The sequence below is a fragment of the Bradyrhizobium cajani genome (assembly GCF_009759665.1).
In the GTDB taxonomy this organism is placed as follows: Bacteria; Pseudomonadota; Alphaproteobacteria; order Rhizobiales; family Xanthobacteraceae; genus Bradyrhizobium; species Bradyrhizobium cajani.
On the sequence record NZ_WQNE01000015.1, the window covers coordinates 39,645 to 57,578 of the forward strand.

At 62.9% G+C, this 17,934-nt stretch carries 19 protein-coding genes and 1 pseudogene; 13 read left to right on the plus strand and 7 right to left on the minus strand.

Translation table 11 applies throughout. The annotated features are described in order from the left end of the window. Nucleotides 1-73: 73 nt before the first annotated feature. Together GPL20_RS19020 and GPL20_RS19025 are read right to left on the minus strand one after the other, a co-directional pair. A complete protein-coding gene (locus tag GPL20_RS19020; RefSeq protein WP_157331036.1) occupies nt 74-670 on the minus strand; it encodes a hypothetical protein in 597 nt (198 codons plus the stop codon). After that, entirely contained in the window at nt 667-1,593 is a 927-nt protein-coding gene (locus GPL20_RS19025; RefSeq protein ID WP_157331037.1) for an alpha/beta fold hydrolase, read from the minus strand. The genes GPL20_RS19020 and GPL20_RS19025 overlap by 4 nt, the downstream gene beginning before the upstream one ends. A 131-nt stretch (nt 1,594-1,724) precedes the next feature. Between GPL20_RS19025 and GPL20_RS19030 the strand changes: the two genes are divergently transcribed. The 3 genes from GPL20_RS19030 to GPL20_RS19040 all read left to right on the plus strand — a co-directional run bounded on the left by GPL20_RS19030 (nt 1,725) and on the right by GPL20_RS19040 (nt 5,732). Then, nucleotides 1,725-4,232: an alpha/beta hydrolase gene (locus tag GPL20_RS19030; protein ID WP_157331038.1), complete on the plus strand. Its 2,508-nt coding sequence runs from the start codon at nt 1,725-1,727 to the stop codon at nt 4,230-4,232. Nucleotides 4,233-4,240: 8 nt separating this feature from the next. After that, nucleotides 4,241-5,104 (plus strand): alpha/beta fold hydrolase, encoded by an 864-nt coding sequence (locus GPL20_RS19035; RefSeq protein ID WP_157331039.1) that lies wholly within the window; start codon nt 4,241-4,243, stop codon nt 5,102-5,104. 169 nt (nt 5,105-5,273) lie between these two features. Continuing rightward, on the plus strand, nt 5,274-5,732 hold the full coding sequence (locus GPL20_RS19040) for a potassium channel family protein (protein ID WP_157331040.1): 459 nt from the start codon (nt 5,274-5,276) through the stop codon (nt 5,730-5,732). A gap of 41 nt (nt 5,733-5,773) precedes the next feature. Here GPL20_RS19040 and GPL20_RS19045 read toward each other — a convergent pair whose 3' ends face one another. Next, nucleotides 5,774-6,457, minus strand: coding sequence for a helix-turn-helix domain-containing protein (locus tag GPL20_RS19045; protein ID WP_157331041.1), 684 nt, complete (start codon nt 6,455-6,457; stop codon nt 5,774-5,776). A 315-nt stretch (nt 6,458-6,772) separates the two neighbouring features. On the opposite strand from GPL20_RS19045, the gene GPL20_RS19050 reads away from it, so the two are divergent. Next, a complete protein-coding gene (locus GPL20_RS19050; RefSeq protein ID WP_254125315.1) occupies nt 6,773-7,396 on the plus strand; it encodes a response regulator transcription factor in 624 nt (207 codons plus the stop codon). 190 nt (nt 7,397-7,586) lie between these two features. Beyond that, entirely contained in the window at nt 7,587-7,955 is a 369-nt protein-coding gene (locus GPL20_RS19055) for a response regulator transcription factor (RefSeq protein WP_246250708.1), read from the plus strand. A gap of 14 nt (nt 7,956-7,969) precedes the next feature. Here the strand turns inward: GPL20_RS19055 and GPL20_RS19060 are convergent, their stop codons facing one another. After that, nucleotides 7,970-8,554, minus strand: a complete 585-nt coding sequence (locus tag GPL20_RS19060; RefSeq protein WP_157331043.1) for an invasion associated locus B family protein — start codon at nt 8,552-8,554, stop codon at nt 7,970-7,972. A 24-nt stretch (nt 8,555-8,578) separates the two neighbouring features. Continuing rightward, nucleotides 8,579-9,423: pseudogene (locus GPL20_RS19065) on the minus strand (alpha/beta hydrolase family protein). Nucleotides 9,424-9,638: 215 nt separating this feature from the next. On the opposite strand from GPL20_RS19065, the gene GPL20_RS19070 reads away from it, so the two are divergent. From GPL20_RS19070 to GPL20_RS19085, 4 genes are all read left to right on the plus strand, one after another. Next, nucleotides 9,639-9,878, plus strand: coding sequence for a YoaK family protein (locus tag GPL20_RS19070; RefSeq protein ID WP_347340038.1), 240 nt, complete (start codon nt 9,639-9,641; stop codon nt 9,876-9,878). Next, on the plus strand, nt 9,875-11,569 hold the full coding sequence (locus tag GPL20_RS19075; protein WP_157331044.1) for a SulP family inorganic anion transporter: 1,695 nt from the start codon (nt 9,875-9,877) through the stop codon (nt 11,567-11,569). Before GPL20_RS19070 ends, GPL20_RS19075 begins: the two co-directional genes overlap by 4 nt. An 83-nt stretch (nt 11,570-11,652) precedes the next feature. Continuing rightward, nucleotides 11,653-11,814: a hypothetical protein gene (locus GPL20_RS19080; protein ID WP_157331045.1), complete on the plus strand. Its 162-nt coding sequence runs from the start codon at nt 11,653-11,655 to the stop codon at nt 11,812-11,814. Between the two features lie 20 nt (nt 11,815-11,834). Continuing rightward, on the plus strand, nt 11,835-12,269 hold the full coding sequence (locus GPL20_RS19085; protein ID WP_157331046.1) for a hypothetical protein: 435 nt from the start codon (nt 11,835-11,837) through the stop codon (nt 12,267-12,269). Nucleotides 12,270-12,323: 54 nt separating this feature from the next. Here the strand turns inward: GPL20_RS19085 and ppk2 are convergent, their stop codons facing one another. Both ppk2 and GPL20_RS19095 read right to left on the minus strand, forming a co-directional pair. Beyond that, nucleotides 12,324-13,124, minus strand: a complete 801-nt coding sequence (ppk2, locus tag GPL20_RS19090) for a polyphosphate kinase 2 (RefSeq protein ID WP_157331135.1) — start codon at nt 13,122-13,124, stop codon at nt 12,324-12,326. 8 nt (nt 13,125-13,132) lie between these two features. After that, nucleotides 13,133-13,588, minus strand: a complete 456-nt coding sequence (locus tag GPL20_RS19095; RefSeq protein WP_157331047.1) for a hypothetical protein — start codon at nt 13,586-13,588, stop codon at nt 13,133-13,135. Between the two features lie 178 nt (nt 13,589-13,766). Between GPL20_RS19095 and GPL20_RS19100 the strand changes: the two genes are divergently transcribed. The 4 genes from GPL20_RS19100 (at nt 13,767) to GPL20_RS19115 (ending at nt 17,853) form a co-directional block, all read left to right on the plus strand. Next, nucleotides 13,767-14,177 carry a hypothetical protein gene (locus GPL20_RS19100; protein WP_157331136.1) on the plus strand — a complete coding sequence of 137 codons (411 nt, stop codon included), beginning with the start codon at nt 13,767-13,769 and terminating at the stop codon, nt 14,175-14,177. Beyond that, complete coding sequence (locus GPL20_RS19105; RefSeq protein WP_157331048.1) at nt 14,170-15,402, plus strand: HlyD family secretion protein; 1,233 nt, start codon at nt 14,170-14,172, stop codon at nt 15,400-15,402. Before GPL20_RS19100 ends, GPL20_RS19105 begins: the two co-directional genes overlap by 8 nt. Before the next feature lie 22 nt (nt 15,403-15,424). Continuing rightward, the gene (locus GPL20_RS19110) at nt 15,425-15,835 is read left to right on the plus strand and encodes a hypothetical protein (protein WP_157331049.1); all 411 of its coding nucleotides are present in this window, start codon (nt 15,425-15,427) and stop codon (nt 15,833-15,835) included. A 125-nt stretch (nt 15,836-15,960) separates the two neighbouring features. Then, the gene (locus GPL20_RS19115; protein WP_157331050.1) at nt 15,961-17,853 is read left to right on the plus strand and encodes a sensor histidine kinase; all 1,893 of its coding nucleotides are present in this window, start codon (nt 15,961-15,963) and stop codon (nt 17,851-17,853) included. Nucleotides 17,854-17,934: the final 81 nt, after the last annotated feature.

Genomic DNA, 17,934 nt, shown 5'->3' on the forward strand with positions numbered 1-17,934 from the left:
CCGGTCGGTGAAGTTTGCATGGATGTTGGGGGCGAGCTGTCTCGCAGCTTTGATCTGCGTCAAGGCTGCCGGCTCATTCGCACGAGACGATTCCGATGCTTTCCAGGGTCTCGCGCCAGAGCCTGCGCACCTCGGCATGCCGCCGTTCGAGCGCCGCGCTGACCGCATCGCGGAACGGCAGGAGGTCAGGCCCCTTCAGGAACAGGATCTGCGCCTGCAACTGCCGGCCGCTTTCGAATTCGATGCGGCGCAGCGCCATCACGAAAGGATCGCTCGCGTTCGCTTCGGTCGGCAGCAGGGCCGCCGGCCGTATTCCGGCGTGAACGGCATGCGCGAGGGTCGAAAGCTGAATGGCCTGCGCGAGGGGATGGTCGGCAATGCCGTCGACCGGCGCGGGGAGCCAGGCCATTTCCCAGGATACGGTCATGTGGGAGAGCGCGAGGTCGGGGACCCATGCGGTCGCACGCATGAGCAGCGAAACGATCTCGCTCTCGCGATAGAACTGCGCGTTCAGTTCAGCCTGCCAGGCGGCATCGAACCTGGCGGGGAGGGCGAGCGCGAATTGCCGGGCCAGCGCGCCGTGGGCGGAGATCAGGAATGCGGCGGCGCGCGTCTGCTGACGCGGCGGCACCCGCCCGTCGGCTTCCAGCGGTCCGAAGAACGCACTCATGTCGCCGTCCTCTGCACCGGGATCGCGCGCAGATGGTCGTACCCGGCCGGGAACGGCGAAAACTCTCCACCGGCATCCTCCGGTGCGATCAAGACCTGCTTGTTGCCCTGCCAGCGGCCGGCCATCACGTCCTCGGCGAAGCGCGCCAGGAGGTCGGCGGTGAGCGCGGCCTTCTCGAGCGTGAAGGCGTGATAGGCCCTGGGGATGATGACAAGCGCACTGTTGGGAATTTCCACACGCAGGGTCTCGTGCAGCGCGCGCGGCGTGAGGAAGTCGAACTCGCCGTTCAGGATCATGGTCGGCGTGGCGATTGCGGAGAGAAGCGGCGTCAGCGGCGTGAAGTCGAGGAAGGACTCCATCAGGTTTTGCAGGGCGTAGACGTCGTTGACCAGCCAGCCCTGCCGTTTCACGCTGTCGAGATTGTCCAGCAGTGGTTTCAGCCATTGGTCGGACAGGTTCATCGGCAGCAGCAGATCCTGGAGGTAGCCGGTGCCGCCGAGGATCAGCCCGGTCCGCAACGCATTGCCGATCAGGAGCAGCTGCGGTGAAAGCTCCGCAAAGCAGCTCATCGGCACAAGGCCGGACAGCCGCGCGCCATGCTCGATGGCGTAGCGCAGCGCGATCAGGCCACCGAAGCTGATGCCGCTGAGGAAGATCGGACCGTCGCCAAGCTCGCCGATCAGGCGGTGCAGCACGGCCACGTGGTCGTCCTGATTGATGAAGAGCGCCGGCTTGTCGGAGATACCCTGGCCGAGCAGGTCGAAGGTCGCGACACGAAAGCCTCGCGCGATCAGCGCGTCGCGGTAGCTGCCCCAGAGCTCCGAATATTGCGTCAGTCCGTTGACGAGCACATAGGCCGGCGTGTCCGCCGGTCCATCGAGCTCATAGCGGATCCGATATGAGCCATGGCGGAGAAAAGGCATTGCGAGGACCGGCCAGCGTGATGATGGCGCAATCCTCAACGCGGGGTGCAAGATTCCATTGAGCTAAATCAAACATCGCCACGATGCGCCGCCTAGCTTTCGCGCAAAACACCGCCAGGAGGGAGTCCGTCATGACCGGGAATCACGCTTTCAAGCGTTGCTTTGTCAGCCTGATCTTGTTGCTGGTTGGCACCGCGCTTGCGGTCGCGCAGCCGTATACGCGCCGTTCGTCGCAGATGCAGCATGACGGACTCAAGAAGACCTACGAGATCGCGAACTTCCGCCTCGGCGGGAAGTACGATCTGGCCAATCCGTCCAAATGGGAGAATGGCGGCGAGGGCGGGGTGACGCTGGAATCGCTCGGCGGCGGCAAGCTGCGCACCGGCTACATCGCGATCGGTAACGCCCGGCGCAATGCGAGCGGCGAGATCACCAATGCGGTCGTGATCAATTCCTATTATTCCGGCGACTCCACCGATATGTACGAGCAGTGGGTCAAGGGCGCTGCCCTGTCGGGCGGCGTTCCCATCATCGGCCCGGGCCGGCCGATCGACACCGACCGCTACTACGTCATCATGGTCGACCCGCTCGGCACCTGGGGGGCGAGCAAGCCGTCCGACGGTCTCGGTGTCAAATTTCCGCAGTACAGCTATTACGACATGGTGCAGGCGAACTACCGCCTGCTGCGCGACGAGCTGAAGGTCGCACGCGTCGCGCTGGTCACGGGTGTCTCCATGGGCGGCACGCAGACCTATGTCTGGGGTGTCATGCACCCCGAATATATCGGCGGCCTGATGCCGATCGGCGGCACCACGCAGTCGGACGGCGACGACCCCGTCGGCAACTGGACGTTCCAGATGATGACGGCCGCGATCGAAGGCGATCCGGTCTGGCAGGCAACCAAGGGGGACTATTACAAGCTGCCCAAGGAGAAGCATCCGGTGCCCGGCGTGGCGTTCGGATGGTCGATCCTCGGCATGACGGGCTACGACTTCGCCTATCGCACGGGCCAGAACTGGGCTGCCGTGCAACCCGAAATCTTCTATTGGGATCCGCCGAACGAGAAGGCGGGCCTGAACGTCACCAACCGTGCAAAACTCTATGACGCGGTTGACCTCGTCTGGCGCAACCGGGTCGGCGAGACCCACAACATCAATCCCTACCTCGGCCGCATCCAGGCGCGCACGCTGGTGATGCACATCACCAACGACCTCTGGCTCAACTTCAAGCTGGCCCAGAAGGCGGTCGACCGCGTGCCCGGCGCCGATCTGATTGCTCAGGAAAGCCCGGTCGCCCACTACGGGGTGTTCCCGATCATCAACCAGCGCAAGAACGATCCGAAGTTCGTCGCCTTCATGGACGACGTTGCGAGCCTCGACCGCGCGCAGAAGTTCGCCGACAAGAATTATCGCGTGCCCGGCGTTGCCGAAAAGATCGATCCGCAAAAGTCGTTCTGGAAGGACTTCGTGATCTATCCCTATCCGGTCAAATTCGCCAACGCCAAGGACAAGAGCGGCAACGCCTGGCAGATCGGCTACATGGATGAATATGCCGGTACCGACAAGGACCCGAAGATCCTCGTCATCATCCACGGCAAGGGCGCATTCGGCGGGCACTACGGCAACGTCATGCAACATGCGCTGCGAAGCGGCCTGCGCGTGATCGTGCCCGACCTGCCGCACTACGGCATGTCCGGACCGGGCAATCTCGACAAGAGCCCGGCGCGCACCATGCAGGACATGCGCGAGGTGATCTATGACCTCGTCGTCAACCAGCTCGGCGTCAAGAAAGCCTATTATCTCGGCCATTCGCTCGGTGGCCAGTTCGTGACAGGCTATGCGCTGACCTGGCCGGATGCGGTGCAGGGGCTCGCGCTCGAGGCGCCGTCGGGCCTCGAAGAATATCCGCGGGAGATAACCATCGCCAAGGACAAGAAGGTGAAGCTTTTTGACCCCGCCTTCGGGCACGATTTCGACAAGTGGAAGTCTGCGTGGGACCAGACTGGCATTCTCGCAGCCGAGAAAGGCCGTTCGGAGCAGAACATTCGCGACTTCTTCTACTTCAAGAAGCGGGACGCTGACACCGGCGCGGTGTCGGCCGCCAAAAGCGGATATTTCTTCAACGACAGCGAATATGCCCGCTTCCATACCGAGCAGCGCGTCGGGCTGACCAAGGGCAATCCCAAGGAGCTCGAGCAATGGTGCAACGTCTTCATCTACGACATTCACACCATCGGCGCCGAGGTTCAGCAGGACGATCCGAAGAACCTCTATGAGAGAGTCACCCAGATCAAGGCGCCGATCTTCCTGGCGTTCGGCGACAAGGAGCCCTTCATCCCGACGCCTGCCTTCAACGGACTGACGGATCTCGGGCGCGACGTGATCTCGCCGTTCATGACGCGGATGACCAACGCCGGCAACCGGCCGATCCTCAAGATCTATCCGGAGACCGGTCATTTCATCCACACGGACAATCCGGTCGAATTCCCGGTCGACGTCGTGGATTTCGTGACCAAAGGTAGCGTCGATACCTCGTCGCCGCTGGGCATCGACCGCATGATCAAGGGAGCAGTGGTCTCGGCGTTGCCGGTAGCGCCGACTCCGGCCGGAGCTGCGCCTACGGCCGGCCTCAACAAATAGGGCCGCTCATGGCGCGCGTACTGGCAGGTGAGGTCCAGCTCGGCTGGCGGGAGTGGGGACGAGGCGACGTCACCGTCGTATTCATTCACGGCAATCTCGCCAGCAAGGACTGGATCGAGCTCGCTGCGCCCATGTTTCCAACGGGACTGCGCGTCATCGCCATCGACTGGCGCGGTTGCGGCGACAGCGACCGGCCGATACCGGCGGCGGATTACGCCAACTACTCGATGCAGCAGCATGCCGAGGACATGCTGGCGGCGCTCGATACGCTCGACATCGGCTATTGCCATCTCGCCACGCACTCGACCGGCGGCATCATCGCGGCGCGCATGCTCTTGATGCAGCCGCAGCGCTTCGGTCGCGTGTTCGCGCTCGATCCGGTGACGCCGCTCGGCATGGCCTTCAATGCCGATCAGATCGGCCTGTTCCGCGCGATGATGGCGAGCAAGGAGCTGACGCGGACGATCATGGCGACTGCGGCATCCTCGCTGTTCGTGCCGGAGAGCATGGCGCCGAATGCCGTTCCGCGTTTCCGTGAGGGGCTTGGCGAGATCCCGGCTCTGTTCGACCGCATCATCGAGCAGACCTTTGGCGTCTCCGAGGGAATATGGATCGGAACGCCGGTCAACCTGACGCTGGAGAAGGAAAGCCGCGAGCTGGAGCGCCGCATGCCGGAGCTGCGGCATCCGCATCTGGTGTTGTGGGGCGAATGGGACGGCTGGATTCCGCCGGCCGACCTCCGCGCCATGGCGGACGCGATGCCGGCTTGCCGGCTCGTGGTCGTGCCCCGCGTCGGGCATTCGATGAATCTCGAATTGCCGGCCCTTTATGCCGGCTATTTCGGCGCCTGGTTCGGAGGACTTCCGGCGTGACCGCCCACCCGTCAAAGGAGAGATGTCATGGTGGAGATGAATGCCTCGGTCGAAGGTGTCCGTACGACACCGGCCCAGGCACCCGGGAGCCGGATCAAGCGTAGGCGCGCGCAGAGATCGCGCCTCGAGCGGCCTCAGGGCAAGAGCAAGTGAGAACCGGCCACATCCAATGCTGATTCAGTTTCTGGTTGGCATGCTGGTCAGCGTGGTCAATATCGGGATCCATGCGCTTGTGACCGTCGTGGCTATTTCGATTGCCCGCAGCGCCGGGCTGCGACATACGAAACGACCGAGGCTTCACCTGATGGGCGTCATGATCGCGGCGGTTGCGGTGCTGAATGTCGCGCACACGCTGGAAGTTCTGGTGTGGGCCTGGACCTACCACATCGTCCAGGCTGCCGCTTCCGGCAGCGAGCTGCTCTATTTCGCCTTCGTCAACTACACCACGCTTGGCTATGGCGATATCACGCCGGTGCCGCAATGGCGGCTGTTCGGACCGTTGACCGCCATGAACGGCGTCCTGTTGTTCGGCTGGTCCGCGGCGATCCTGTTCGAGGTCCTGCGCAAGACCCTCGATCATCTCGGACTAACTGACGCATCGACGCCCAAAAACAGGCCGCAGCCGTAGCGACCCAATCGTTGCGATCGGATGCGCCAGTTCAGTCGCAGTCAGGGCTGCAGATCCAGGCTTGCCAGTTGATTCCGGTCGAGCAGTATGATCTGGCGCTGGGTGTTGCCGACGAAGCCGAGGATACCGAGGTCATGCAATCGCGAGAGAGCTCGGGATACCGTCTCCAGGGTCAGGCCGAGATAATCGGCGATATCGCGCCGCGACATGGGAAGCGCGATGACGCCCGAGGCCGTCAGCCGGTTGTCCATCTCCAGCAGGAAGGCCGCGACCCGTTCCAGCGAGGTCTTGCGGCCGAGAAGCAGCATGTGGTCTTCGGCGTGCTGGAGATTGTTGGTCGTCATGCTGAGCAGGTTCTTGGCCACCAAAGCATCGCTCTCGGCCACGATTTCGAGGCTTTGCCGTCTGACCAGACGGACCGTGGTATCGACGATCGCTTCGGTTGTAAACCGGTGCTCTGCGCCGTTGGCCAGACCGAAGATGTCGCCGGTGAGGTGGAACGCCCCGATTTGACGGCGGCCGTCCGACAGCAGTTTGTAACTCCGAACCGCTCCGGATTTGACCTGATAGACGTATTCGGCGGGCTCTTTCTCGCCGTAGATTTCGGTGCCCTTCTTATAGGAAAATTCGCTTAAACTGACGAGCGCATTTGATTCACTGGTCAGGCCGAGGTCACGGAGGGAATTAGGGCGCAGTGCGGAATCCGCTGTGATGCGAACAAACATAGGCCAACTCCTCAGCTCACCCGCCGAATTGGTCTGTCAGACGAACGATTCATGACTGGGAGCGCGCCGCGCCGTCGCCCTCCCACCGAGGGTTGATTTACGACCAAGGCGGTATTTCAATCCATTGTCCCAAGGTTCATTGTACCAAGGGACAGCAAGGACACTCGCGGATTGTTTAGTGCGCTGATTGAGAATCGTTGCCGCTGCCGGGTCCTGCCTCATGGCAAAGGAGATATTGCGGATTGCGATCTGTTCGAAGCCCTGCAAAGTGAGAGCACTCCGATGGTCCATTGTTCAACTGGCCAGAGTTGAAACGTGCCTGGCCTCATTCACGTGGTCGACGACGACGAGTCTTTTCGAACGGCAATCGGCCGCCGGCTGAAGCTCGCCGGCTATGACGTCCAGACTTATGCGTCGGCGCAGGAGTTGCTGAATGCCACGCCAGACGACGAGCGGCCTGGGTGCATTCTGCTCGATGTGCGGATACCGGGCCTGAGCGGCCCGGAACTGCAAACCCGATTGATTGCATCGGGTTCGACGCTGCCCATCGTCTTTCTGACCGGACACGCCGACACGCCAACAACGGTGCGGGCGATGAAGGCGGGGGCGGAGGATTTCCTGACCAAGCCGATATCCTCCGAGCAGTTGATCGACGCGATCGAGCGTGCCCTGGCGCGCCAGAGCGCCGCGCAGGCGCAGCGCAGGCGATTGGACATATTCCGCGTCCACCTGGGAGCACTGACGCAGCGCGAGCGCCAGGTCTTCGATCTGATCGTGCGCGGCAGGATCAACAAGCAGATCGCGCATCAGCTTGGAACGACCGAGCGCACCGTCAAGGCGCACCGCCATCAGGTGATGGAAAAGATGCAGGCCCATTCGCTTGCGGAACTCGTTTCGATCGCGGAACGGCTTGGAATGCTCGATGCGAGCGACGATTAGCTGCCGCGCGAAACCGAGGCGGTTTCATCGATGTCATTGCCCTAGAGTACAATAACAAGGGTTATTGACACCGCGCGCCATGCGGTGCGCAATGCCGTCATGGGTATCTGCAGTGCTGCAAGGAACGCAGCATCTGCCCATCCCAGCTTCCGTCGTTGCAATTTCGTTCGTCTCGAGAAGGTCGACTGTCTTGCCGGCACGCGAACTTGTTTTTGTTGTGGATGACGATCCGTCCATGCGGACCAGCATGAGCAGGCTGCTGCGCGAGCACGGTTTCCTGACTGCGCTGTTCGAGTCGTCAAGCGCGTTGCTGACATGCGGCAATTTCGACAACGTGCTCTGCTTCGTCATCGACATCAATCTAAACGGGACGTCGGGTATCGACCTGCGACAGGAACTGGCAGGAGCGGGCGTCACTGCGCCGGTGATCTACATTACCGGAAACGACAGTGCCGCAAGTCGCGCCGCTGCGATTGCGTCCGGTTGCATTGCCTACCTGACCAAGCCCTTCACGGCACGGTCCCTGATCGATTCGGTCGAACGCGCCGGCGTCATGTAGCGCCGCAAGAGCCGTCATTCGTCGATATGCTGTTCGAGCGTCCTGGCGGGTGCGCCCTTGTAGACGGAAGCAAACTGCGCCAGCGGGACCGACGTCGTCAGCGCGAGAAGGTTCGAATCGACCAGCTCGAGTGCCAGCGCCTTTCCGGATTCCATCTCTCGGATGATTCTCGGCGGAGCCACGTCGGCCGCGATGCACAGATTGGTAAGGCACCAATTGTAGGGCACACGCAGGGGCGTCCCCTGGTCGACGGTCAGCTTGGCTGGCTGTTGCAGATACATGCCGACAGGGACGAACAACTGGAGCCGTACCGTAGGCGCGTCCTCGCGCTCGATCAGATCCATCCGAACGGCGGTCTGGCCCGTCGCGAATTTTCCGGTGATGGAGGTCCGGCACAGCTTCGGAGCGCCACCCGCTTTGAAGCACAGTTTTTGCCAGTCCCCGTAGACGATGTCCTTCGCTTCGCGTTGGCCGCGCGTTGGAACTTCGCTCGCCTTTCCGGCTCGGGCGACCTTCGATTCGGTCTGGCCGGCGAATGCTGCGGTTCCGGCGACTGCGGCGGCCAGAAGAGGAGCAAGACAATCACGGGGACGGGGCATGATCGTGCCTCCAGGGCTTCGGCGTTATTTCTGTGCGTCGAGGAACGTTGTTACAATCGGTGACCGGAGCGGGACCGCGTCCGGCGAGCCGATGAAGAAGTGGCCTTCGCTTCCGAAAGCAGGCATCAAATGGTACTCGGCCCGGCCGCCGGCTGCGGTGAAGGCCGCATGCATGCGCTTCGACAGATCTGGTCCGAAGAACGTGTCGTTATCGATATAGATCCAGAGCATCGGCACGCGTGAGGTGCGGCCAAAATCCGCGGTGGCCTCAACCAGCTTGTCCGGCGCGCAATTGTTGTTGGGCCTGCCGCCGACGCGCCCGCCGCGTCCGGCGGCGAAGACAATGATGGCCTTCACCTGTGACGGGCTCATGCTCGACAACGCGATCGAGGCCCAGCCTCCGGCGGATTGTCCGACCACGATGACGTCTTTCGGGGTGATGCGCTTCTCTGCCGCCAGGTATTCGATGATCCAGAGATCGACCAGTGCGACCGCAAGGCCTGCGTCGCGGAAGTTGGGATTGGTGCACTTGCCGATCTTGGAAAAAAACGGCCCGTAGATGCCGCGCTCCGGAATGTCGATCGCGGCTGCTCCATAGCCGGTCCCGACCGGGGCCACCACGAGATATCCACGCTTTGCGAACCATTCGCGGCATCGCGGAATTCGACGAGAGGAAAGAAGCTCCGGTCGGTGGGATTGAGTGACACGCCATGGTTCATGATCACGAGGGGAAATGGGCCGTCACCCACCGGGCGCACGAGGTAGGCGAACATCGGCAGCGGCGAGGGGAGCACCCAGATCTCTTGCTGGATGCGAACCTCGTCCTCGGCGCTGGCGGGCGCAGCGAGAGCTATCAACGCGAGCAACATCAGCGCGAAAGACTTGGTGGCTGAGCGGACCGGCCGTCGCATCCCGAGGATGCTGCCGATGGCAACGGCCAGCAGCAGAAAAACTTCCGGACCGGCGGAGATGATCCACCTGACGGTATCCATGGTGTTCCCCCGGTGCGTTGCCGTGATCTGACTCTCGAAATCTCGGCATTGCTTGATCCAGATCAAGTGTCGCCGCCGACAGGGTCCCGCCTATGAACCCATGCAGATTTGCGACGATCCGCATCGCCAATATGAGCACTCTTGACCTCGCAGCCGGCGCGATGCGCCGATTAGGTATTTTCTTCACCCTATGCGCGGTGTTTGGTCTCGGCGCGGCGGTGGGAGCTTTCGCCACCAAGAGTGTCCCCAACCTCGCGCTCGGCATTTCCGTCATCGCGCTGCTGGTGGTGTTGCTGCGTTGCGAAGTCCCCCGTCACCAGGAACTGCGATGAGCGCGCCGTCCGCGCCGGGACGGCTCCGGTTCTTCCCACCAACCGGCTGGCTCGCCGCATACCGGCTCGAGTGGCTGTCTTCCGATGCCATTGCCGGCATCACGCTTGCCGCCTACGCCATTCCGGTGTCGCTTGCCTATGCGGCGCTGGCAGGTCTGCCACCGCAGGTCGGCGTCTACGGCTACCTGCTCGGTGGCCTCGGCTACGCGCTGCTCGGGTCGTCGCGGCAACTGGCGGTCGGGCCGACCTCCGCGATCTCCCTGATGATCGCCAGCACGATCGGTGCACTCGCGGGTGGCGATGCGATGCGCTATGCGCAGATCGCAAGCCTCACCGCTTTCGCGGTGGCGGTGCTGTGCCTGATCGCCTGGCTATTCAAGCTCAGCGTGCTGGTCCGCCTCGTCAGCGACAGTATTCTGGTCGGCTTCAAGGCCGGTGCCGGGCTCACCATCATCATGAGTCAGTTGCCGAGCCTGCTCGGTGTCCCCGGCGGCGGCCACAATTTCTTCGACCGCGCCATCAAGCTGGCAGGGCAGTTGGGTCAGACCGAAATATTGGTGCTCGCGATCGGTGCGATTGCGCTGCTGTGTCTCCTGCTTGGCGAGCGGCTCCTTCCAGGCAAGCCGGTCGGCATCACCGTCGTCGCGGTGTCAATCGTGATGGCGACGCTTCTTGGTCTTCCGGGCCTCGGTGTGCCCGTTACCGGACAGATACCCGAGGGGCTGCCCGGGCTGGGACTGCCGACATTCGGCCTCCTGGAATTTGACGATCTGTTCCCGCTCGCCGCCGGATGCGTGCTGCTGGCCTATATCGAAGGCGTCTCGGCGGCCCGCAGCTTTGCCGCCAAGCACGGTTACGCCCTCGACACCCGGCAGGAATTTCTGGGGCTTGGTGCGGCGAACCTCGCCGCGGCTTTCGGTCATGGCTATCCGGTCGCCGGCGGCCTGTCGCAGTCGGCCGTCAACGACAACGCCGGCGCCCGGACGCCGCTGGCTCTGGTGATCTGCTCGGTGACGCTCGGGCTCTGCCTGCTGTTCTTCACGGGGCTGTTGACCAACCTGCCAAAGGCGGTGCTCGCAGCCATCGTCTTCGCCGCCGTCTACAGGCTGGTGGACTTCCGAGCGCTGCTGCGGATGTGGCAGGTCAGCCGGATCGACTTCTACGCTGCGGCGATCGCACTGTTGGCGGTGTTGCTGCTCGGGATTCTCCAGGGCGTTCTGCTGGCGTCGATTGCGTCGATCTTCCTGCTGCTGGCGCGGGCCTCGCAGCCGAACGTGGCCTTCCTCGGCCGTCTGCCCGGCACGGGCCGCTACTCCGACAGTGCAAGGCATGAAGGGATCGAACCATTGGTCGGCATCATCGCGTTCCGCCCCGAAGCCTCGCTGCTCTATATCAACGCCGAGACGATCCTCGAGACGGTCCTGGTCGCGCTCCGGAGGTCGGCTGACGTCCGGCTGGTGGCCTGCGATCTCTCCGCATCCCCTTACATCGATCTTGCCGGAGCGCGCATGCTGCATGATCTCCACGACGAGCTTGCGGAACGCCGGGTCACGTTCTGCATCGTCGGCGCGCACGCGCAGCTGCGCGATCTCCGCGCCGAGGGGCTGGCGGAGAAGACCGACAGCGATCAATGGCTGCGCTCGCTCGACAGCGTTCTCGGCGGCAGCCACACCGATACGGCCGCGCGGTAGCCTGGGGAAGGCGTGTTGCGATGCGAAGCGCTTCGCCGCGGCGACGTGCTCGGGAGAATGCCCGCGACCGTTGACTTGGATCAATGGAGCACCCGGCACCGCACTCACATTGTGCATCGCCGATCGGCTACCACGTTTTCAAGATCAACCCGGCGGTGCTGATGGGCGGCGTTGCCGGCGCCGGCTCACATTCGGGCATCCTGCTCACCGTGTTCGGCTACTTCGCGATGATCCTGGCGCAATAACAGAAGGGGAAAGAAGCATCATGAGGAAATTTGCCATCGGCGCTGTTCTGGTTGCCTCGCTTGCATCCGTTGCCGGTTTCAGCACGCCGTCGCGCGCCGAGACCGGCGAGGTCGCCGTCGTCTTCACCAAGGGCGGATTCATCGTCGGCGTCGGAGGCGGCGAGGGTGTTCTCCTTCTCAGGGGCAAGAAATATCCCTTCACGGTCTCCGGCATGAGCGTCGGCCTCACCGTCGGGGCGTCAACCACGAAGTTCGTCGGCCGTGCGCTCAATTTGAAGGGGCCTGCGTCGATCGAAGGCTCGTATGCCGTTGGCGGAGCGGGCGGCGCGGTTGCGGCGGGCGCCGGTGCCGTTCAGTTGCAGAACGCCAATGGCGTGATCCTCCAGCTGAGCGGGCCGAAGGTCGGCGCGGAAGTGTCGGCCGCGGTCGGCGGCGTCACGATTCGCCTGAAATAGATCCGGCAGCTGGATCTGATCGGATGGGCTGCCTCGCCGCAGCCCATTCGCATTTCAGTAGCGCTCAGTCACGAAGTTCATGCCCTTCAGGCCGACTTGATCGTTGTAGCGGCCCTTGTTCGAGCGCTTCGGCAGCTTGATTTTGTTTTTCTTGATGCGCTTGTAGGGGATCGCGCTCAACAAGTGCGCGATGCAATTGAGCCGCGCCCGGCGCTTGTCGTCGGAGCGGATGATGTACCACGGCGCGTGCTTGGTGCTCGTCTTCTTGAGCATGACGTCGCGGGCCTTTGAATAGTCGTACCAACGCCGATAGGATTCCAGATCCATCGGGCTCAGCTTCCATTGCCGCACGGGATCGTCGATGCGCGCCTTGAACCGGCGCTCCTGCTCGTCCATCCCGACCTCGAGCCAGATCTTGATCAGGATGATGCCGCCGTCGATGACATATTGCTCCATCTGCGGACACAGCGCGAGAAAGCGGTCGCGCTCGGCGGGGGGAGAGAAGCCCATCACGTACTCGACGCCGGCGCGGTTGTACCAGCTCCGGTCGAAGATCACGATCTCACCGCCTGCGGGAAACCGTTCCATGTAGCGCTGGAAGAAGAGCTGCGTCTTCTCACGGTCCGACGGGGCCGGCAGCGCGACCACGCGAAACACGCGTGGGCTGACCTTCTCCGTGATGGCCTTGATCGTTCCGCCTTTGCCGGCCGCATCGCGACCCTCGAACAGGACGATGACGCGGAGCTTGGTCTCCCTCACAAAGTCCTGGAGGTGGCAGAGCTCGACCTGGAGCTTCTCCAGCTCCTTCTCATAGTCCTTTCGCTTCATCCGTTCGGCGGCGCGCTCGTTCGCCATGCTCATCGTCAATCGTCTCCCCAGGAAATGATCACGCCGATGTCGCCGGGCACGCCGCCTGGAAAATCGATGATCTGGTAGGCGATGCGATAGCCGCGGGGCTTCAGATAATCGGTCCAGAGCTGGAAGATCTCCTTGGGGATGCCGGTCAACGTATTTTCCCAGCCCTTCTCCTGCTGGTTGATGGCGCGGCCCTTGTCCGTGGTGAGCGTATTGGGGAAGCGATAAACCTGGACCTGGGTCAGTCCGTTGCGGACAGCCCGCTGGATGATCGTCGCGGCGAGCTGGATTTTCTCCTCCTCGGTCTTTCCCGATGGTTTGCTCAACCGTTCGATCAGGGCATGCTTCTCGGCCTCGGCACTGGCGGCGAGGCGCGCATATTCTTCGGCTTTCTCGGCTTCCTTGAGCGCGGCTTCTTTCCGGATCTGGGTGGCATTGGGAATGAGATCGTCGAGGCCAGGCATGGCTGCGGCTCCTGAGGGGCGATGAGGCGGTTCGATCTTTGCGGAAGCTAGGTCCGGTGGGGGGCATTCCCTTGATTCAAATCAACCAAATCTCGGACCTGCCCGCTCACTGTGCCGCAGGCACTCTGTGCGAGGCGCGTCCTGACGGGAGAGACACGTGAACGACCAGCTTCATCCGATGGGCCCCCATCATCTGCCGTTCTATCTCGCGCCGGGAAGCGGGACCGATACGCTGACGTTGGTGATGGGCGTGTTCCTGGTCGGGACCCTGCTCTGGGTCGGCACGCTCTATTGGAAGCTGCACAGCCTGCCGGAGCGGATGGCGCACAAGTCGCAGAAGCTCCAGTTCGAGTTGGTCGCCGTGCTCGGCCTGATCTCGCTGTTCACGCACATGCACATCTTCTGGGTCGCGGGCCTCCTGCTCGCATTGATCGATATCCCGGATTTCGGCACGCCGCTGCGCAGCATCGCCGATTCCGTCGAGAAGATCGCCGACGCTGCACCGGGGGAAGGCGCCGAGCCGCCTTCGGCAACCCCGCCGCCGACGGACAGGCCGGATATCGCCAGGAAGGAGCACAGCCATGCTTGAGCTCATGATTTGCTCCCTGGTGACGATCCTGCCCGATTACCTTTACCGGCGATACGTCCAGGGCAAGCGCTTCGGCAAGGAGATCACGTTCTTTTCGATCTGGTATGAGCTCCGCTGGGGCATCACCGCCTGCCTGATGCTGACGGTGTCGCTGATCACCATGATCTTCTACTTCCACCCGTCCACGTCGTCCGCGACGCTCTATTTCCGCACCGTGCCGATCCTGCCCGAGGGCTCGGGCCGTGTCGCAGACGTCAAGGTCGGCTTCACCGCCCCCGTGAAGAAGGGCGACGTGCTGTTCACGCTCGACAGCTCGAAACAGCAGGCTGCGGCAGAGACCGCCAAGCGAAAGGTCGCGGAGGTCGATGCCGCCATGCAGACGGCACAGGCGGACGTCGTCAAGGCGGAAGCGCAGATCGGGGAGGCGAAAGCCAACTACCAGCAGGCCAAGGACGAGCTCGAGGTCAAGACCGAGCTCCAGCGCCGCAATCCCGGCATCGTCCCGCAGCGCGACATCGAGAAGCTTCAGGTCCTGGTCGATCAGCGCCAGGCCGGCATCGACGCCGCGAGTGCCGCAAAACAAGCAGCAAGCCTACAGGTATCGGTACTGCTTCCGGCGCAGAAGGCCAGCGCCGAAGCTGCGCTTGACCAGGCCCAGGTCGACCTCGACAAGACCATTGTCCGGGCCGGCGTCGACGGGCGGGTCGAGCAATTCCTGGTCCGGCCCGGCGATGTCGTCAACCAGCTGATGCGTCCGGCGGGCGTCCTCATTCCGGAGGGCGCTGGCCGGAAGGCGCTTCAGGCCGGTTTCGGTCAGATCGAGGCGCAGGTGATGAAGACGGGCATGGTGGCCGAGGCGACCTGCATCTCAAAGCCCTGGATCATCATCCCCATGGTGATCACGACCGTCCAGGACTACATCGCCGCCGGACAATTCCGCTCCGGCGAGCAGTTGATCGATCCGCAGAACGCCGTCCGCCCTGGCACGATCCTGGTATTTCTGGAGCCGCTCTACAAGGGCGGCCTCGACGGCGTGACGCCGGGCAGTAGCTGCATCGTCAATGCCTACACCAGCAATCACGAGGAAATCTCGGCGAAGGACACACCGACCAGCCGAAAGATCGTGCTCCACGTCGTCGACGGCGTCGGCCTCGTGCATGCGCTTCTGCTGCGGATCCAGGCGCTGTTGCTGCCGATCCAGACGCTCGTGTTGAGCGGTCATTGAACGGCTAGGAAGGGGTGACGACATGGGCTCACGGAAGGTCGTCGTGCTCGGTGCGACTCTGGTTTCGCTGATCCTTCTGGGCGGCAGCGCCAAAGCTCTCGACCTCAACGGTGCGTGGGTCAGCGATGCCGACAATTGCACCAAGGTGTTCGCGCGGAAGGGGGCGCAGCTCGGCTTCACCGACATGTCGGACGTCTATGGCGGCGGTTTCATCGTCGACGGCGATCAGATCGTCGGCAAGTTCGCACGCTGCAGGATCAGGGCCAGGAAGGACACCGGACCGAACGTCAACCTGATCGCCTCCTGCGCGACCGACATGATGCTCTCGAGCGTCCAGTTCAGCCTGAAGGAGCTGGATGCAAATAGCCTCATTCGGCTGTTCCCGGGCATGGAGGACATGGAGATCCGCTATCACCGATGCGCGGCGCCTTAGCATTGTTTGCGGTCGGCATGGTGCTGCCGCTGGCTGCTGAGGCGAGGCCTTGCGGGCTGTCCGTCCTCCGCATTTCGCGCTAGGATTGTCCGGAAAGCAGCCGTTGAAAGCTGCGAGGATGGAGCATGAGAGGACGGCGCACGTCCACTGACTCGGTCGGGCCCTGGCCGGCCGCATTGTTGTGCCTGGGCCTGTTCGTTGCCATGTGCGTTTCGCCTGAACGAGCGGGCGCCGTCGAGCGGAGCCTGCGCGGCGAGCTCAAGCGCGTGCTGGTGCTGCATTCCTTCGGCCGCGAGTTTCGGCCGTGGAGCGAGTATGCGCGCGACATCAAGTCCGAGCTCGAGCGGCAATCGCCCTGGCCGCTCGACATCCAGGAGCATGCGCTGCTCACGGCGCGTTTCAACAATCCCGGTCCCGAGGCGCCATTCGTCGAGTATCTGCACTCGCTCTACCAGGGCGCACAGCCCGACATCGTATTGAGCATCGGCGCTCCGGCCGCCCGGTTCGTGCAGCGATACCGCGCGAGACTTTTCCCCGACACGCCGTTGATTCTGTCCGCGGTCGAGTACCGCCTGATCAACCGCGCCGATCTCACCGACAACGACGTCGTCGTGGCGATCCGCAACGATTTCGTGGCCGCATTCGGCAACATCCTTCAGCTCCTGCCGGACACCAGGATGGTCGCGGTCGTGATCGGCGCCTCGCCGCTCGAGAAGTTCTGGCTGGAGGAGGTGAAGCGGGAGCTGAAACCTTTCGGCGAGCGGCTCGAGCTCGTCTGGTTTTCGGACTTGTCATTCGAGGAGATATTGAAACGCGCATCGAATCTGCCGCCGCACTCCGCGCTGTTCTGGGGGCTGATGTCGGTCGATGCGGCCGGGGTCGTCCACGAGAGCGACATCGCCCTGCGCAGCCTGCATGCCGTCGCGAATGCTCCGATCTTTTCCTATCAGGAGCCGTTCTTCGGCGGCAGCGCCGTCGGCGGCCCGATGCACTCGGTCGCGGAAACGAGTTCGAGGACCGTGAGTGCCGCGATCCGCATACTGGGCGGCGAAAAACCGGCGAGCATCAATTATGAGCCGCTCAGCTTCGGGCCGCCGAGATATGATTGGCGGGAATTGCAGCGCTGGGGCATCAGCGAGAGTCGTTTGCCTCCCGGCAGCGAAATCCGGTATCGCGAATCGAATGCCTGGGAACGTTATCGCTGGCAGATGTTGCTGATCACATCCGTATTCCTGGTGCAGGCGGGTCTCATCAGCGGGTTGCTGCACGAGCGCCGCCGCCGCCGGCTCGCCGAAGTGGAGTCGCGCCAGCGGCTTGCAGAGCTTGCCCATGTCAACCGCTATTCGGCCGTCGGCGAACTGACGACGTCGATTGCGCACGAATTGAACCAGCCGCTCGGATCCATCCTGACCAACGCCGAGACGGCCGAGCTCATGCTCAAGGCCGCATCGCCGGACCTCGACGAGATCCGGCAGATCCTCGCCGACATCAGGCGCGACGATCAGCGGGCAAGCGAGGTGATCCGCAGGCTGCGCAGCGTCCTGAAGAAGACGCCGTTCGAGGTCAGGGATATCGAGCTCAACGACACGGTGCGGGAGGTGATCGGCCTGGTGACTGCCCTGGCCCACGGGCGCCGTGTCGCGTTGACCTATATGCCTGCCTCCGCCGATCTGCACGTCAAGGGCGATCCCGTGCAACTTCAGCAGGTCATCCTCAACCTGATCATCAATGCGATGGATGCGGTCTCGGACGCCGACGTGAAAAAGCGGGAGGTCTTTGTATCGACCGCACGCACCGGCAATCAGGCCGAGATCAGAATTTCCGATACCGGTCCGGGGATCGATTCCGCCGATCTTGGCAGTGTCTTCGATCCGTTCTTCACGACCAAGCCGCAAGGCATGGGCATGGGACTTGCGATTGCGCGGACCATCGTCGAGGCCCATCACGGCACGATCGCCGCCACCAACCTGCTATCGGGCGGCGCACTGTTCACGATCAAGCTGCCGATCATCCGCTGACCGCCGGTATCTTGATCTTGATCAAGACTTCAGATTCGGCAAGGCCGTTTCCTCTCGCAGTTGCGTGGGGGATTGGCGGGT

Excerpts from the sequence above, each read along its gene's own strand:
- GPL20_RS19105 (WP_157331048.1), top strand. The coding sequence starts at position 14,170 with ATGCTTGAGCTCATGATTTGCTCCCTGGTGACGATCCTGCCCGATTAC.
- GPL20_RS19110 (WP_157331049.1), top strand. The coding sequence starts at position 15,425 with ATGGGCTCACGGAAGGTCGTCGTGCTCGGTGCGACTCTGGTTTCGCTG.
- GPL20_RS19025 (WP_157331037.1), bottom strand. The coding sequence starts at position 1,593 with ATGCCTTTTCTCCGCCATGGCTCATATCGGATCCGCTATGAGCTCGAT.
- GPL20_RS19095 (WP_157331047.1), bottom strand. The coding sequence starts at position 13,588 with ATGCCTGGCCTCGACGATCTCATTCCCAATGCCACCCAGATCCGGAAA.
- GPL20_RS19080 (WP_157331045.1), top strand. The coding sequence starts at position 11,653 with ATGGAGCACCCGGCACCGCACTCACATTGTGCATCGCCGATCGGCTAC.
- GPL20_RS19075 (WP_157331044.1), top strand. The coding sequence starts at position 9,875 with ATGAGCGCGCCGTCCGCGCCGGGACGGCTCCGGTTCTTCCCACCAACC.
- GPL20_RS19100 (WP_157331136.1), top strand. The coding sequence starts at position 13,767 with ATGGGCCCCCATCATCTGCCGTTCTATCTCGCGCCGGGAAGCGGGACC.
- GPL20_RS19035 (WP_157331039.1), top strand. The coding sequence starts at position 4,241 with ATGGCGCGCGTACTGGCAGGTGAGGTCCAGCTCGGCTGGCGGGAGTGG.
- ppk2 (WP_157331135.1), bottom strand. The coding sequence starts at position 13,124 with ATGGCGAACGAGCGCGCCGCCGAACGGATGAAGCGAAAGGACTATGAG.
- GPL20_RS19060 (WP_157331043.1), bottom strand. The coding sequence starts at position 8,554 with ATGCCCCGTCCCCGTGATTGTCTTGCTCCTCTTCTGGCCGCCGCAGTC.
- GPL20_RS19020 (WP_157331036.1), bottom strand. The coding sequence starts at position 670 with ATGAGTGCGTTCTTCGGACCGCTGGAAGCCGACGGGCGGGTGCCGCCG.
- GPL20_RS19040 (WP_157331040.1), top strand. The coding sequence starts at position 5,274 with ATGCTGATTCAGTTTCTGGTTGGCATGCTGGTCAGCGTGGTCAATATC.
- GPL20_RS19115 (WP_157331050.1), top strand. The coding sequence starts at position 15,961 with ATGAGAGGACGGCGCACGTCCACTGACTCGGTCGGGCCCTGGCCGGCC.
- GPL20_RS19045 (WP_157331041.1), bottom strand. The coding sequence starts at position 6,457 with ATGTTTGTTCGCATCACAGCGGATTCCGCACTGCGCCCTAATTCCCTC.
- GPL20_RS19085 (WP_157331046.1), top strand. The coding sequence starts at position 11,835 with ATGAGGAAATTTGCCATCGGCGCTGTTCTGGTTGCCTCGCTTGCATCC.
- GPL20_RS19070 (WP_347340038.1), top strand. The coding sequence starts at position 9,639 with ATGAACCCATGCAGATTTGCGACGATCCGCATCGCCAATATGAGCACT.
- GPL20_RS19030 (WP_157331038.1), top strand. The coding sequence starts at position 1,725 with ATGACCGGGAATCACGCTTTCAAGCGTTGCTTTGTCAGCCTGATCTTG.